15 protein-coding genes are annotated in these 14,688 nt (G+C 39.8%); 9 read left to right on the top strand and 6 right to left on the bottom strand.

The genetic code is table 11. The features are described 5' to 3' along the window. From AC3WR0_RS06975 to AC3WR0_RS06965, 3 genes are all read left to right on the top strand, one after another. Positions 1-263: N-acetylmuramoyl-L-alanine amidase family protein (locus tag AC3WR0_RS06975; protein WP_492551624.1), on the top strand; the 263-nt coding region annotated here is incomplete at its 5' end. 90 nt (positions 264-353) lie between these two features. Then, the gene (locus tag AC3WR0_RS06970; protein WP_492551623.1) at positions 354-866 is read left to right on the top strand and encodes a YcxB family protein; all 513 of its coding nucleotides are present in this window, start codon (positions 354-356) and stop codon (positions 864-866) included. Between the two features lie 125 nt (positions 867-991). Then, on the top strand, positions 992-1,288 hold the full coding sequence (locus AC3WR0_RS06965; protein WP_492551622.1) for a hypothetical protein: 297 nt from the start codon (positions 992-994) through the stop codon (positions 1,286-1,288). Between the two features lie 48 nt (positions 1,289-1,336). Here the strand turns inward: AC3WR0_RS06965 and AC3WR0_RS06960 are convergent, their stop codons facing one another. Together AC3WR0_RS06960 and AC3WR0_RS06955 are read right to left on the bottom strand one after the other, a co-directional pair. After that, entirely contained in the window at positions 1,337-4,294 is a 2,958-nt protein-coding gene (locus tag AC3WR0_RS06960) for a DEAD/DEAH box helicase (protein WP_492551708.1), read from the bottom strand. Then, positions 4,287-5,912: an SWIM zinc finger family protein gene (locus AC3WR0_RS06955; RefSeq protein ID WP_492551621.1), complete on the bottom strand. Its 1,626-nt coding sequence runs from the start codon at positions 5,910-5,912 to the stop codon at positions 4,287-4,289. Before AC3WR0_RS06955 ends, AC3WR0_RS06960 begins: the two co-directional genes overlap by 8 nt. 448 nt (positions 5,913-6,360) lie before the next feature. On the opposite strand from AC3WR0_RS06955, the gene AC3WR0_RS06950 reads away from it, so the two are divergent. The 3 genes from AC3WR0_RS06950 to AC3WR0_RS06940 all read left to right on the top strand — a co-directional run bounded on the left by AC3WR0_RS06950 (position 6,361) and on the right by AC3WR0_RS06940 (position 8,561). Continuing rightward, positions 6,361-6,558: a hypothetical protein gene (locus AC3WR0_RS06950; RefSeq protein WP_492551620.1), complete on the top strand. Its 198-nt coding sequence runs from the start codon at positions 6,361-6,363 to the stop codon at positions 6,556-6,558. Between the two features lie 215 nt (positions 6,559-6,773). Beyond that, positions 6,774-7,412 (top strand): 5-bromo-4-chloroindolyl phosphate hydrolysis family protein, encoded by a 639-nt coding sequence (locus AC3WR0_RS06945; RefSeq protein WP_492551619.1) that lies wholly within the window; start codon positions 6,774-6,776, stop codon positions 7,410-7,412. Beyond that, positions 7,413-8,561 carry a toxic anion resistance protein gene (locus AC3WR0_RS06940; protein ID WP_492551618.1) on the top strand — a complete coding sequence of 383 codons (1,149 nt, stop codon included), beginning with the start codon at positions 7,413-7,415 and terminating at the stop codon, positions 8,559-8,561. It abuts the gene before it with no gap. 178 nt (positions 8,562-8,739) lie between these two features. On the opposite strand, the gene AC3WR0_RS06935 is transcribed toward AC3WR0_RS06940, so the two are convergent. The 3 genes from AC3WR0_RS06935 to AC3WR0_RS06925 form a co-directional block, all read right to left on the bottom strand. Beyond that, a complete protein-coding gene (locus tag AC3WR0_RS06935; RefSeq protein ID WP_492551617.1) occupies positions 8,740-9,519 on the bottom strand; it encodes a hypothetical protein in 780 nt (259 codons plus the stop codon). Continuing rightward, positions 9,516-9,983, bottom strand: a complete 468-nt coding sequence (locus AC3WR0_RS06930; RefSeq protein ID WP_492551616.1) for an RNA polymerase sigma factor — start codon at positions 9,981-9,983, stop codon at positions 9,516-9,518. Before AC3WR0_RS06930 ends, AC3WR0_RS06935 begins: the two co-directional genes overlap by 4 nt. Before the next feature lie 677 nt (positions 9,984-10,660). Then, positions 10,661-11,272 carry an NUDIX hydrolase gene (locus tag AC3WR0_RS06925; RefSeq protein ID WP_492551615.1) on the bottom strand — a complete coding sequence of 204 codons (612 nt, stop codon included), beginning with the start codon at positions 11,270-11,272 and terminating at the stop codon, positions 10,661-10,663. A 215-nt stretch (positions 11,273-11,487) separates the two neighbouring features. Between AC3WR0_RS06925 and AC3WR0_RS06920 the strand changes: the two genes are divergently transcribed. The 3 genes from AC3WR0_RS06920 to AC3WR0_RS06910 all read left to right on the top strand — a co-directional run bounded on the left by AC3WR0_RS06920 (position 11,488) and on the right by AC3WR0_RS06910 (position 13,731). Beyond that, positions 11,488-12,387 carry a CPBP family glutamic-type intramembrane protease gene (locus tag AC3WR0_RS06920; RefSeq protein ID WP_492551614.1) on the top strand — a complete coding sequence of 300 codons (900 nt, stop codon included), beginning with the start codon at positions 11,488-11,490 and terminating at the stop codon, positions 12,385-12,387. Positions 12,388-12,412: 25 nt separating this feature from the next. Continuing rightward, a complete protein-coding gene (locus tag AC3WR0_RS06915) occupies positions 12,413-13,321 on the top strand; it encodes a Gfo/Idh/MocA family protein (RefSeq protein ID WP_492551613.1) in 909 nt (302 codons plus the stop codon). Positions 13,322-13,575: 254 nt separating this feature from the next. Continuing rightward, positions 13,576-13,731 (top strand): YwzD family small protein, encoded by a 156-nt coding sequence (locus tag AC3WR0_RS06910; RefSeq protein ID WP_492551612.1) that lies wholly within the window; start codon positions 13,576-13,578, stop codon positions 13,729-13,731. Between the two features lie 36 nt (positions 13,732-13,767). Here AC3WR0_RS06910 and galU read toward each other — a convergent pair whose 3' ends face one another. After that, positions 13,768-14,640 (bottom strand): UTP--glucose-1-phosphate uridylyltransferase GalU, encoded by an 873-nt coding sequence (gene galU / locus AC3WR0_RS06905; protein ID WP_492551611.1) that lies wholly within the window; start codon positions 14,638-14,640, stop codon positions 13,768-13,770. Positions 14,641-14,688: the final 48 nt, after the last annotated feature.

The raw sequence follows: 14,688 nt of genomic DNA, 5'->3' as shown, positions 1-14,688 counted from the left end.
CGTCGGGTATGATGGTGACGGGCTGGCAGAGTATCAGCGGCAAAAAGCATTACTTTAATGCGTCGGGTATGATGGTGACGGGCTGGCAGAGTATCGGCAGCAAAAAGTATTATTTTAATACGTCCGGATGGATGCTAACAGGCTGGCAAACGATAAGCGGCAAAAGGTATTTCTTTAACATTCAAGGAATCATGCTGACTGGAAGACAAAGGATAAGTGGTAGATGGTACTATTTTGATTCAAGGGGAATTTTAAAGAAATAAATAATACTTAGTCTTTAATAATAAATCCACACCTTCCCAAGAGGGACAGTGTGGATTTTATTATGCTTAAGACAAATTGGGGGTAAATGAATGTCACCTAATGCATTAGAATTATCAGGAACATTAACTTTTAGGGATTTTAAAAGATACAATTTTCATGCAAAGAAAAAACCGGAGACCTTCTATTTTTTTAGTGTAATCATTGTTTTATTCTTTATTTTTAAAATGTTTAATCCCGAGCTTGGGATTGGCTATTCATTATTCGTTTCTATAATAATCGGGATTGTAGTTGAGATAATAAGATGGTTTCTATTGTACCTTCGTGTACGTAAGGAGTTTACCAGTGATCAAGTGATTAAAAATGAAGTGAAATATTGGATTAATAGCAGCGGAATAAATCAGGAAAGAAAAGCTTCTAATATTCAAATTGAATGGAATGATATCATTTCTATATATGAATATAAAGATTTATTTCGGTTGCAAATATCAAGTAATAAGGCGATAGTTCTGCCTAAAAGTTTTTTTCACTCTAAGGAAGATATTAATAGGTTTAAAGAAATTATTCGCCAAAATATAAATTCAAAAAAACTACAAATGAAATAATATAAACTACCTAATAAGACTGAGGTTCATATGAAGAAGAATTTTAGGTGGAAATCAACATTCGTAATGGTTGTTATCTTCTTTGCTATTTTTATCATAGGAAAAGATGGTATGGGAATCGACGAATGATTTGTGTGGAAATGAGCTCATTCAGAAGGGCTAATTCGCCTGGAGGAAATAAAGCAACATATATAAACCGGCAAAATTGTGGCGCCACAACAGGCTATACCTATGAACTTTCTATTTTCGACAGGTTAGAGAAACTACAAAATAACATGGGGAATACGTTTAGGTCCGAAAAGAAGCTCAAAATTGAGTGGATAAACAATAAAAAGATGAGGGTTATTTACCCTAAATCCTCAGAGATTTATGATAAGGATAAAAAAGTGAATGATACTACTATTCAATATCACAAACAATAACAGTTGTTTAAACAAAAGTTAGGCTGTCCTCAATTGGACAGCCTATTTTTATTTTAAATAAACAAGATCTCGAAGTTCATCTGTAGAAAGTTCCGTTATCCAGTTTTCACTTTGGATAATTTGATCGTTCAACGACTGCTTTTTCTCGAGCATGGCATCAATTTTTTCTTCAAGAGTACCTGTACAGATCAACTTGTGCACATGTACAAATCGTTGCTGGCCAATCCGGTAGGCACGGTCCGTTGCCTGGTTTTCGACAGCAGGATTCCACCATCGGTCATAGTGGATAACATGGTTGGCAGCAGTCAAATTCAGACCGGTACCGCCAGCCTTTAGTGAAAGCAGCAGGACAGGGAATTTACGAGCCTGGAAAGCTTCAATCAATTCGTCACGCTTATGCTTTGGCATACTTCCATTCAGGAATGGCACCTCAATGTTAAACTTCTTCTTTAACTGTGTTTTAATCATTTCCCCCATGCCGATATATTGGGTGAAAATAAGGCAGCTTTCATCCTGTTCAAGAACAGCATCAATTAAATCGTCCAGCTTTTCCATCTTCGCCGAGCGTTCAAGCAAATTTTGAGCGGGCTTTTCTTTTAAATAGAGAGCAGGGTGGTCGCAAAGCTGTTTCAGCCTGCTAAGCATCTGCAAAATAAGTCCTTTACGCTCAAAACCTGACAACTTTTCAATCTCTGCAAAGGTATCGCGGACAAGCTGTTCATAAAGGGAAGCCTGCTCTGCCGTAAGCGGGCAGTATTCTTTCTGCTCCTGCTTATCCGGCAGATTGAGAGCGACCTCTTCATCCTTCTTCGTCCGGCGCAAAAGGAAAGGCCTGATCAAGGACTGAAGCTCCTGAACCTTTTCCTTCTTTTCGTCCTTCTCAATCGGAATAACAAAACGCTTTTGGAATTGGCCTAGGCTGCCTAGATATCCATGATTAGCAAAATCAAAAATGGACCAGAGTTCAGAAAGCCGGTTTTCCATCGGTGTACCGGTCAGGGCAATATGATGACGTCCTTTTAAATCACGTACAGCACGGGACTGCTTCGTACCGGCATTTTTAATATTCTGAGCTTCATCAATGGCAATCGAACTCCAAGTCACTGATTGGAATTCATTTGAATCCAAGTGACTAAGCCCATAAGAGGTGAGAACAACGTCTGCTGTCCGTACTCTTTCAATGAAATCATCTTCCTTCAGGCGGTTCGAGCCATAGTGCAAATAGACATCCAAATCGGGAGCAAATCGTTCTAACTCCTTTTGCCAGTTGCCGAGAACGGAGGTAGGGCAGATGATAAGCGCACCCTTTACTTCCTCTTTCGAAGGGGCGGCGGATGCTTTACGATCAGCGGATATCTTGGTCTCTGCTGCAGCACTCATTTCGAGCCCAGCGGCAGTCTCAGCCCCAGCTTGGGGATGAATTTTAATGGGTTGTTTTTCATTTTCCTTTACGGAGAGCAAATAAGAAATCAGCTGAACAGTTTTTCCTAGGCCCATATCATCCGCCAGTAGCGCACCAAATCCATACTGCCGCAGAAACAGCAGCCAGCTCATGCCAAAGTGCTGATACGGGCGCAGTTCGCCATGAAAACTAGAGGGCACCGGCTGAAGCGGAATCTCGCTCGTTTCCGACAGCTGCCTGATCATTTGCTTCCACTGACGGTTCATCTCAATCTGAATTTTGGCAAAGGCTTTAGGATTTTCAAGCTCATCCTCTGAATCTGTGCCTTCAGTAAGTTCCTGTTCCAGAAGATCGCGAACCTGGAGGCCTTCTTTTTCAGCCTTTTTCATCACTTCCTGAATTTGGCGGATAAACTGCGGATCAAGCTTCACCCAGCGGCCGCGAATATATACAAGGCGGCGCTTTTCCTCAACAAGGGAATGAAACTCATCTTCTGAAAAATCCACACCGTTCATCGAAAAACGCCAGTTAAAATCAAGCATGGCCTGAAGTCCTACAAACGAAGGACGGTGGCTGGCAGTGCCCCTAAGGGAGGCCTTCACCTTCAGGTTGGCAGTCTTCATTACTTGCCACCAGCTGGGAAGAAGGATCTCAACATCAAGAGCTACAAGGGTTTCACTTGCTTCGGTTAGAAAGATCCACGCTTCTTCCTCAGTGAGGGATTCCTTAAGCTGGCCATATGTACCAAGCCAAGGGATCAGACGAACCCAACGCTCTTTTTCGCGTTCCACCTCATCGGCAAATTCCTTCCAGGCAGCTGGCCGTTTCTTATCATCAGAGACGTAAACCTGGTCCGGCTTTTTTTTGCTGCGCAAAAATACCTCAAGCAGCCAAAATCCCTCGCCATCTTCTGGTTCATTCAGCCGAAGACCAATAGTAAAGGGAAGGGGGCTCTCTTTAATTCCAACCCATTCAAGCCAGCTATTCTCATCAAAAAATTGTGAAAGCACAGCAGCCGGAATCTTATGTTCTTTTAAAAGACGCAACTTCGGCCCAAATGAATTCTTCATCTCAGGGTTCCGAGTTAAATAGGAATCCAGCGCATCATTATACAGAGATGAAATAAAGCTGGCCACCGTACGGTCCGCCTTATCTTCATCATCACTGCCCGGAAGTGTCTGTTCCCAAAAGGACCCATCAAATTCATCCTTCACCCGCTCGGGAAGCTGCCAGCGAAATTCTCCATCCTCCATCGCGGCAAAATCAGGAAGCCAGTCCTTTTCAACGATCCCTTCAAAAAGAGCGTGACCCGCCGCAAGACACACCTCAGCGTCTTCACTCCAGTCCCAGGTCACAAACCGGTTGAATGATTCACGGGCAAACAGTGAAACTAGCTGCCAGCCATTAACAATAACGCCTTCAACCCCATTGACTTTCCCGAACTCAAGCATCGTTCCATAATAACTTTCCTCGTGACGGCTGAACAAAAGATTCCTCCATTGGCTGGGCTCAATCATATACCCGTCCTCATCCTTGGCCCATAATAAATAAAGGTTATCCTCAAGCGACATAATATCCAGTTTGAAAAATTTTGTACTAAGCATCAATCAGCTTGCTCCTTTGGCATTCTTCCTGAAAAGCACGCAGCCGTTTTGTCCGCTCCAGCAGACTGTCAAAAAAGAATTGCCAGTCATCCAGGCGCTTTTGTTTTTTATACAACGTCCTAAGCTTCTTCAACCGACGAACCGCACGCCGGTAGCTTTGGCGGTTTTTCAACTCAATCTGTTGCTGGGCATTTTGATGAAGAAGGCTCATCAGCACCTCAGGCATTTCTTTTTCTATTACCTTTAGCCTCTCGGAAGGAAGCTGATCCAGGTCATAGCCAAGGAAGGCCTGAAGCTCGCCCCATTTCTCATATTGCCCCTGTTCAAACAGGAGGCGCTCGTACTCCCGATAACTGTAAGGCATCATCTGCAGCATCGCACGCTCATATAGATCCTGTCGGTCGGTTGCCAGGCAGAATGGCGAAATGGCCTTTAAGGACATCTTCGTAAAACTCATAATTCCATAATAATTAAGTTCGTTTGTGTACCGCTTTATCTTTTGAATAAACAGCTCAACAACTGGCTCGGCACGGTCCCAGGCTTTCTGGCTCGTAAACCAATTAATCCAGTACAAAAGGTAAGGAACTGCTTCTGTCCCCTTAATAGCTTCAATCAAACCAATCGCTTTAACATCGCGATCGAGCACAAAATTAATATGGATCCCCGCAATCATCAGGGGAAGCGGATTTTGCCAATCAAGCACATTTTCAAAGCTCACACGGATTTTCTCAAGCTCATCCTCACGCCACAATTTCTTTTTAAAAAGATGTGTCCAAAGAAGGCGGTATAAGTAAATCCTCTCATAAACGAGGTCATCATTTGGCGTCAGCAAATAAAATGCTTCATCCTTCAGCTTTTCAATAAACTCATCAAAAGCAAACGGCATCGCCTGCACACCCAGCCTGTGAACTAGAGATTCCGCTTCATCCAGGAGCTGGGAAAACATATTTTCATAAGTCTCACGTAGCGAAGAACCGGCAGATCCCATTTCCCCACACAGCTCAGCAAGGCGGCGGAACGAGTAAACCGAAGCCACCAACTCATACAAAAGCTTCCACTCCTGCTCAACCGGAGCACCTGCGCGAACACGCCGCATATAAATCTTGAAAAGCTCAGCAACTATATAAAGATTCGAAGAATTTTTCGTCAGCACAATCTCTTTGAAACTCTCCTCAAAGGACTCTATCCATCTTGTATAATCAGGCTTCAAAATTCCGTTCGCCTTAATAAGGTCCTTTGCCTTCTGGATCCCAAGCGTCGTTAGCACATTTTTCTCCTTAACCGGCCTCCGCCATGTATCCATCCACGCAGCCACACTCGCCTCACGTGAATACACACTGAAAAACACCGCAAGCTGGTGGCGGCACAAATCATCACCAGGACACGAACAAGTACTCATATCCAGAAAATGCGAATCAAGCACCACCTTAGCCGGTATTACATCCTGAACCGTCGCCTTAACTTCATCCTCATCAACCCAATCAATCTTCACAAGGCCCTGTCGGTACAGCATCAATCCCTTCTGCACCAGCCGCGCATCCTCCTCAGCCTCAGGCCGCAGCTTCTCCATCACCCATTCCGACATCGCCCGGACATAACCACTAGCAGGCATCGACATCTCCGTCAAAACCTCCTTTTATAAAAATGAACTCAAAGACAGGCTGAAACCAGCCCATATATCAGAAATCAATATCACTCACAATAAATTTCATCCTCGGTACGCAGCATCCAACGCGCACTTTCAGCTTCTCAAAACAAAGCCGAGCGCCTCCACGTATAAAAAACCATATTCTAATATTATACCCAATTTCCAGCCATAATAGGAGTCCTACTGCATTTTTACACAAACAAAGCCAGCTTGAGTTTGCAAACGGGAGTTTTCCTTTTGTTACTAATTATCAATTTGTACCCAAATACCATGTAATCTGTCGGTATATTATTATTAGCAAAGTAGAAATAGCGACAAATACTTAATGAGTTTTCAGATATGATAAGTTAGTACAAGTTTATCGTTAACCAGCTTGGGAATACTATAATAATTATTGAAACCTTAAAGGGGTGTTAACATGGCATGGATTGTTAGAAATGCTGCATTGATGTGTCTTGTTGTAATAGCTGCTACTATATGGGATCTGATCGTATTTCCAGGTAATCATAAAGCATTATTCATGACGTGGGCTTTTACATATATAATTTGGTCTTGTGAATGTATCGTCTTCTTCTGTACAGGGGTTATAAAAGAAAATTACCGGGTAGAGTTATAAATATGGATATAAGCGCTTCCTGATAAGGGGCGCTTTTTTTGATGGAAATATACGTCTAAAGTCTTAGAGTCTGTTACTATCCTGGTCTGTAGAATTTCAAAATAATATGGAGTAAAGTGGGAGAATAGAGGAGTTTCCTAAAATTAGGTTGAAACAAAATCTGTAATTTTCTCGTATGTAATAGTAAAGATATTATTTCAGGAGTCGATGTTCAAATGAACCCGTTTTTATCGTTCCTTGTAAGAACGTTTATTACGCTGCCAACAACTTTTATAATCTGGATCATCAGCTTTTTTGCTTTCGATGAAACCTTCCTGCTATCGTCTGGAATAGCTCTTGCAGGCGGGGCGCTTATGTGGCTTTTCGTTTCAACAATCATGAAGCGCAGCTTCCTAAAAAAGCACAGTCTGAGCAGAAGGGAATATCGTTATATAAAAAAGAACCTTGATGAAGCTAAACAAAAAATCACCCGGCTGAACAAGACACTGTTTTCAATCAAGCAAATTACGTCATTAAAAGACAGGATCGATATTTTAAGGATGGTCCGCAAAATATACAGCATGACGAAAAGAGAGCCAAAGCGTTTTTACGAAGCGCAGACTTTTTATTTTGCACATCTTGACTCGGTACTTGAACTCACAGAGAAATTTAATTTCCTTTCAGGCCAGCCGACAAAAAACAGGGAGCTTGGCCAGTCACTTAATGAAACCCGGCATCTTCTGGAGGAAATGAAGACAGTCATCGAGAATGATTTATATCAGGTGATATCAGCCGATATTGAACATTTAAATTATGAAATGGATGTTGCCAAGCTTTCCATAAACAAACCTGATGAGACCAGGAGGCTAAAATAAATGAAAGACCCTAAAAATCTAATGGACGATATGTTAGCTGATCCATTTGGTAATATAGATGTTTTTAAAGAAGCAGCCAAGCCCCAGACTGCAAAACCAACAAAGTTAATTGATGTCATCCCTGAAGAAAACAGGGAAAAGGCTCGCCAGCTTGCGGAGCAAATTGATCCGAAAAATCATCAGGCTATCATTACTTACGGTACACAGGCACAGGGGAAGCTTCTTTCTTTTTCCCATACAATGCTTGAACACGTTCAAAAACAGGATGTGGGAGAGGTAGGGGAAATCATCAGCGACCTGATGAAGAGGCTGAATGAAATGAACCCTGATGAACTTCGGTCCGAAAAACCGTCTTTTCTGGCAAGGATGTTTGGGAAAATATCGGACTCTATTCAGGAGGTTCTATCAAAGTACCAGAAAACAGGTGCTCAGATCGAACGGATCAGTGTAAAGCTAGATCGCAGCAAAAATGCCCTATTGTCCGATATTTCAATGCTGGAAAATCTTTATGAACACAACAAGGAATATTTTCACGCTTTGAATATTTATATTGCAGCAGGGGAACTGAAGCTGGAGGAACTCTATGAAAAAACCATTCCGCAATTAAAAAAGACAGCGGAGGCGTCGCAGGACCAGATGAAGTACCAGGAAGTCAACGATATGGTCCAGTTCGCGGATCGTCTTGACAAGCGTCTCTATGACCTGAAGCTAAGCAGGGAAATCACCATCCAGAGTGCGCCGCAAATCAGGCTGATCCAAAACACTAATCAGGTGCTAGTGGAAAAAATTCAGTCCTCGATTTTGACCGCTATTCCTCTATGGAAAAACCAGGTCGCAATTGCACTGACGCTGATCCGCCAGCGCCATGCCATGGAAGCACAAAAACAGGTATCGAAAACCACCAATGAGCTACTACTAAAAAATGCAGAAATGCTGAAAACCAATACCATTGAAACGGCTCATGAAAATGAGCGGGGACTTGTTGATATTGAAACCCTAAAGAAAACACAGGAAAGCCTGATCTCCACTCTGGAGGAAACTTTAAGAATCCAGGAGGAGGGACGCTCTAAAAGACGCCAGGCTGAAAATGATCTTGCAGCGATGGAGGAGGATCTCCGCCAAAAGCTGCTTCATATTAAAGGAAATTAAAAGATAGAGTTTGTTAAGCTATGTAGAGTAGAAAACTCGCCAAAAAAACTGGCGAGTTTCTTTTTTATATAAACTCAGAATAAATAATATTTTAAACTTTTAAAGACGTAATCTGCCAAAAGATTTATTTTAATTCATTAGCCTTGATTTTAGTTGTTCTTTTCACTTATCAATTTGATCACTTTCCATTTTTAGTGTGAAGTGGATTGTTTTCTAAAATGTTTTCTACCTCTTGATATCCCTCTAGAAATGCATAGTTATATCTAGCTGGAAGCGCGAAAACATAGTCATTATTTTGTCCAAGCATTGTTGGGCTAATAGGTGCTGCGCCAATATGAAATTCCCCCTTACTAAGTGAGGACCATTGATTAAGAGTAAAAATCATAATCGGAATATCTTGCCTCGGTTTTTTCTCCGTCCAGTCAGGATGTCTAATTGAAAGGATTTGACCATGTTCAATTGATTTGTTTTGTTGGTCAGAGGAAATTCCATCCCAAGAATCCGTTAAAATTTTGTAACCCTCCCAACTTTTTGGTAACGTAAAGGAAAATCCATACTTTGTATTTTCATAAAGATTATCTTTTGTTAATTTATGATCACTTTTGGTTTGATTAGTAGCATCTTTATCATTGTTCCCTTTGTTTTTGTCTATTGTGGTATGTTTTTTACTTTGCTGCACTGATTGATTTGAGCCAGATTTAGACGGACCATTCCCAATTATCGGAATAGCGAGGATAGTGAATAATACCAAGGCAGCAACACTTGCTAAACCTACTGAAATCTTTTTCATTATTGTGCCGCTCCTCTTTTTCTTCTTATCATTATATGAACTTGCAAGTTGCAATAGGTTTTCATGGATGATATCCTGAGTTTCTTTAGAAAACTTCTTATCATAATCAGGTTCAGGTAATGATCGAAGTTTTCTCTCTAAATCATAAAATTTCTCATTATTTTTCATAGAGAAAATCCTCCTATATTTTTTTGTAGTGTCTTTAACGCACGATGATAGGTTATACGAACCTTATTTTCATTCCAATTTAAGATGGATGCTGTTTCAGATACAGAGAGTTCTTTAATCCCTCTAAGGATGACTACATCTCGGTAATTTGCTTTTAAAGATTGGATTGCTCCATAAAGCAACCTGTTATTTTCATTTAGTTGGAGAATTTTCTCCGGTGTTTCCTTATCCGTTTCCTCATCCCCGAACCAAATCATTTGCTTTATCCTTAAACGCTTCCTTTTTCTAATTTCATCTATCCCCACATTACGGGCAATCGAAAAAAGCCAGGTCTTAGGACTGGATTTTTTCTGATAAGTATTAAAGCCTTTAATTGCTCGGATAAAAACTTCCTGCACCTGATCTTCTACATCACCTGACCCGATGTAATAAACTAAAAAATGGTATATGTCTTTGTTATACAAGTAAAACCACTCCGAAATTTCGTTGCTTACCACCAGCGGTCAACTCCATTTTATCTCCGATTTTTTATACTCATAAATTAGTCGAATGAGTGCAGCATTTATTTCACTTATTACAAAAATTAAATTAATTCATATTGGGCTAACTCGCGAATCATCTGCTTTAACAGAAAATTAATCATTAAAACACAATTATTAAATTCCAAAAACCTGCCTAGCCTTTAAATCATGAATTTAATCTAGTACAACCCGGCAAAAGTTTATTAACTGATATTACATATCTATATTAGGCAAATGAATAAAAAACCTAATTATTCTTTGTTAAGGGATGCAGTATCAAATGAAATACTGACCCATTATTTATCTAATCCACTAGAGATGGATAGGTAAATTTCCAATGGAATCTTTTTTTGATCATTTAAATCTGAAGAGGATTATAAAATGTTAAAAGTCTAGGAGAACTAAAAAATCATGAATTCATATGTCGAGGAGTACAAAAACCACAGTTATCAGTGGCGATTAAAGAAGAGACCCCGGTACAATGTACAATACCGAGGTCATCTGTTAGCAGCATAGTTTATTTTATTAAACTGTCCATTTTATGGGTTACGGTTCGTAGTTAACACGTCATTTCTTATGTTACTTATTAAGTTTGCACCTCAAAACAGAACCCTTTAGATTCATCGCTCTATCGTAGCTTTTATCGATGCTATTATCTTTTCAAAATAATTTTGATCATGTGGTACGAGGCAGTCTTTGCTGACAACTCTATCAACTGCAATCCTATTACCGCTGAAAGTTTTAAATCCTTCAATCCGGATCGATTCTGCTTTCCCCATCCAAAAATCACAGAAGTCATTAAATTTAGCTCTTACTATTCCGGCTACTTCCTCTTCCTGCAAAACAAAGTCATCCCAATTTAGCGCAGACTCATAGAGAAACACATTTGCAAACTCTCTATCAATCAGGTTTTCCTGAATCATGCTGTAACCAATAATGCCAATCGGGATGAGCTCTTCGAAAGAAACGTTCACTCCAAGCTCCTCTTTTATCTCCCGTACTCCGTCTTTCACTGTTTCATCCGCCAATAGATGTCCTGCGGCAGTAATGTCCAGGAGTTTTGGATAATCCTTTTTTGTCATACTCCGAAGCTGAAGATAAATATACTCCGCTCCCGGACTGACAATCCAGCAATGGAAAGTCTCATGCCAATATCCCAGCCTGTGGACTTCGTCACGGGAGGCTACTCCAATTTCTCTTTGATGAACATCGAAGACTTTCAGCATTTCCATTTTATGTACTCCGAATCAAATTTATAGTAAGGCAGATTCCATTTTATCCATTATAATAGAGAAAATGAAAAAGGGGAAAGAGAATGACAAGAAAAGGGAAATGGGTGTTAGCATGTCTGCTTTTTTTTCTGGCGGTTAATGGAATTGGAATTGCAGCATTATTTTTTTTGAACATATAGGAATACTTAAGTTCACCTGAGATCGGAGGGTATCGCTTGATTATAAACAATTTAACACAGCCAGTTTCAAAAAAGCTTATCTTTGCCATGCTTGTGGTTACTATTGGCTCAGAAGCGGTGCTTTATTTAAGTCGATTCAGTTTTATGTTTAGTTCACTCTACGAGGGAATCATGGTGGCTTCCTTTTTTATCGGATGGAAGCTTTCTCCTAGACTTCATGGCGGCAAGCTTCTTCGTTTGACGAAAAAACAGCATATTCTCCAATTCTCTAAGGTTTATGTGATCTTTTATATCGGCAGCTTGTTAATTAATATATTCACTTCTACAGTATTCCAGGATTTTAATGATAATTATAGCGCCTATGTAGATAATAGTAAGGAAATAGCTACGTCTACTTTCGATGGGAGTGAGAACTTATCCAGCGGTGAAGAAGTGTCGCCTGTTTTCCAGTGGTTTGACACAGCAGGATATGACTTTTACTCAAATATACTAGCAGGGCTAGAAGAGGTTTACAGACTATCATATATCATTATCTTTCTATTAATATTTAAAAAGGCTTTTTCGAAAAAATGGAAAACGGGTTCAAGAGATATATTTTTGATGATAGCCTTATTCATTAGTTCATTATTGTTTGGAGCAGGGCACTCCCTTGATTCAGAACAAAGCTGGCCAGTCACAATTGGTTCGATCGTGACTTTTACAGATATGGGACTTCTGCTTGGTTTATTGCTCCTTTGGACCAAAAACCTCTGGCTGCTCGTAATTGTACATGCTCTTTATGATATTTTTACATCCATATCATGGTATTATTTCGATCAAGCAGACTTTATATTTGCAGGGTTTCTCTTAGGTGTTTATCTTGTTCTTACAGTTATAGAGCGGATTAAAACGAATAAAAAGGTGGAAACAGAAACTAAGGAAGTTTCCAACTTTTAAATGATGGCGTAAAGGAGCTGAAAAGATGTTGAAAATAGGAATTGTTGGCTTGGGTAATATTGCTCAAAAGGCATACCTGCCTGTATACGGTCAAATGAGGGATGTGGAATTTCATCTTTATACGCCTAACCAGGAAAAACTGGTATCAATCGGGAAGCAATATCGTTTTACGAACCTCCATATCAATCTCGATTCATTAATAGCGGCTGAAGTTCAAGGGGTGTTTGTACACTCATCCACTGAAACACATGTAGAAATAATTGAAAAACTCTTAAAAAATAATATTCATGTTTTTGTGGATAAGCCAATTACGAATGACTTTAAGGGCACTAATAGACTTGTGGAATTAGCGGAAGAGCGTAATTTAATCTTAATGGCAGGCTTTAATAGGAGGTACACTCCGGCATATAATAAGTTAAAAGAAATTTCAGAGCCTAATATGGTTATCATACAGAAAAATCGTGTTTCAAATCCAAAGGAAATAAGAACGGTTATTTTTGACGACTTCATTCATGTAATTGATACGATGAGGTATTTATTTCCCTATCCTGTCGAAGAACTAAAAGTAAGTTTAACTAAGCGGGAAAACCTTCTATCTCATATAGTTGTCCAGTTTATTTCCAAGAAAGGTACTGCAATTGGAATTATGAACAGGGAAGGTGGGACGAACACGGAAATGGCCGAGGTAATGAGTCCGTATGAAAAGAGAAGCGCTTATAACCTGTCTCATGTGGTAACGTCAAAAGGGCACGAGGAAAACGAAACCCGTTTTGGAGATTGGGAAACCACTTTATCAAAGCGCGGATTTGAACAAATGGTGGCTGACTTTATCTTTGCAGTCAGAAACAATTCAAAGCCTAAAATCTTGGCACAGGATGCCCTTGAATCACACCGTCTTTGTGAAATAATTCTGAGTGAAATTGAAAATAAATAAAACATTTTACCTGCAGATTGAATAACTGCAGGTTTATTAAATTGGCCTGTAAACCCAACACCATAATTTCTAAAAAACATAAAATAAATATATGGTTTCAAAAAAATTCACGTGGGTAACTTATAAACTATTACTATCATATTGATAAGCTAGTTAGTCACTAAATCTTCAAAATAATCATTAATATATTTATTTACTTCTTCTCTTTTACTAACTAGAATAGAGTAAGTAACATCAGGAAAGGAGACGTGAAAGTGAACCCGAAATCATCTGGAGAGAAGGCCGTTCAGGCAGATTTCTCCGCACTAATAAAAAAGGCCTATGAAAAAGGCGTTACTGAGCAGGAAATAACCGTACTGGAAATGATTGAGAATATAAAATATGATTTGAAAAATATAATGATAGGTTAATAGAAAAGGATAGAAGGGCTTTGCCCTTCTATCCTTTTATTTTTCATTGACTAATAATTTTTCCATAAATGTAAGAATTTCATCCCGAAGTTCGTCATGCTGCAAGGCAAATTCGATGGTTGTTTTGATGAAACCCATTTTTTCGCCGACATCATAGCGTTTCCCATCAAAGTCATACGCATATACTGACTGATCTTTGTTTAGTTTCTTGATTGCATCGGTTAACTGGATTTCCCCGCCAACTCCGAGCTCCTGTTTTTCTAAAAAGGAAAAGATTTCTGGAGTAAGAATATACCTGCCCATAATAGCAAGATTGGATGGGGCCGTTCCTTTTGCAGGTTTTTCTACCAGTGTGTTTACTCGGTAAAGCCTTCCTGTAAAGCTAAGCGGGTCAATTATTCCATAACGGTGAGTTTCATTTGCCGGTACAGTCTGGACCCCTAGAATGGATGATTGTGTTTGTTCAAATTCCATTATTAATTGCTTGATACAAGGAATTTTACTTTGAATCACATCATCACCCAGGAGGACTGCAAAAGGTTCATCTCCTATAAATTTCCTTGCACACCAGACTGCATGACCAAGTCCTCTTGGCTCTTTTTGTCGGATAAAATGAATATCAACTTTCGAAGGCTCCTTTACTTTTTCAAGCAGATCATACTTCCCTTTTTGAATTAGATTATCCTCCAGCTCAAAAGCATTATCAAAATGGTCCTCAATGGCCCTTTTACCTTTGCCTGTCACAATAATAATGTCTTCAATTCCTGATTGGACGGCTTCTTCAACGATATATTGGATCGTGGGTTTGTCAATGATCGGAAGCATCTCTTTTGGCATTGCCTTGGTGGCTGGCAAAAATCTCGTACCTAGCCCCGCTGCAGGGATAATTGCCTTGCGTACTTTTCTCATAAGCACCTCCGCAAAATGACTAATAAAAATTTATTAAAAACTCCTTAT

The organism is Neobacillus sp. FW104-15D2 (assembly GCF_058790155.1).
The sequence above is the reverse complement of the archived record's forward strand: the minus strand, read 5'-3'. Positions and strand labels throughout refer to the sequence as shown.

Bases quoted from the DNA above. Each gene is read 5' to 3' on its own strand.
- galU (WP_492551611.1), bottom strand. From the start codon at position 14,640: ATGAGAAAAGTACGCAAGGCAATTATCCCTGCAGCGGGGCTAGGTACG.
- AC3WR0_RS06965 (WP_492551622.1), top strand. From the start codon at position 992: ATGATTTGTGTGGAAATGAGCTCATTCAGAAGGGCTAATTCGCCTGGA.
- AC3WR0_RS06915 (WP_492551613.1), top strand. From the start codon at position 12,413: ATGTTGAAAATAGGAATTGTTGGCTTGGGTAATATTGCTCAAAAGGCA.
- AC3WR0_RS06925 (WP_492551615.1), bottom strand. From the start codon at position 11,272: ATGGAAATGCTGAAAGTCTTCGATGTTCATCAAAGAGAAATTGGAGTA.
- AC3WR0_RS06935 (WP_492551617.1), bottom strand. From the start codon at position 9,519: ATGAAAAATAATGAGAAATTTTATGATTTAGAGAGAAAACTTCGATCA.
- AC3WR0_RS06945 (WP_492551619.1), top strand. From the start codon at position 6,774: ATGAACCCGTTTTTATCGTTCCTTGTAAGAACGTTTATTACGCTGCCA.
- AC3WR0_RS06970 (WP_492551623.1), top strand. From the start codon at position 354: ATGTCACCTAATGCATTAGAATTATCAGGAACATTAACTTTTAGGGAT.
- AC3WR0_RS06950 (WP_492551620.1), top strand. From the start codon at position 6,361: ATGGCATGGATTGTTAGAAATGCTGCATTGATGTGTCTTGTTGTAATA.
- AC3WR0_RS06960 (WP_492551708.1), bottom strand. From the start codon at position 4,294: ATGCTTAGTACAAAATTTTTCAAACTGGATATTATGTCGCTTGAGGAT.
- AC3WR0_RS06940 (WP_492551618.1), top strand. From the start codon at position 7,413: ATGAAAGACCCTAAAAATCTAATGGACGATATGTTAGCTGATCCATTT.
- AC3WR0_RS06955 (WP_492551621.1), bottom strand. From the start codon at position 5,912: ATGTCGATGCCTGCTAGTGGTTATGTCCGGGCGATGTCGGAATGGGTG.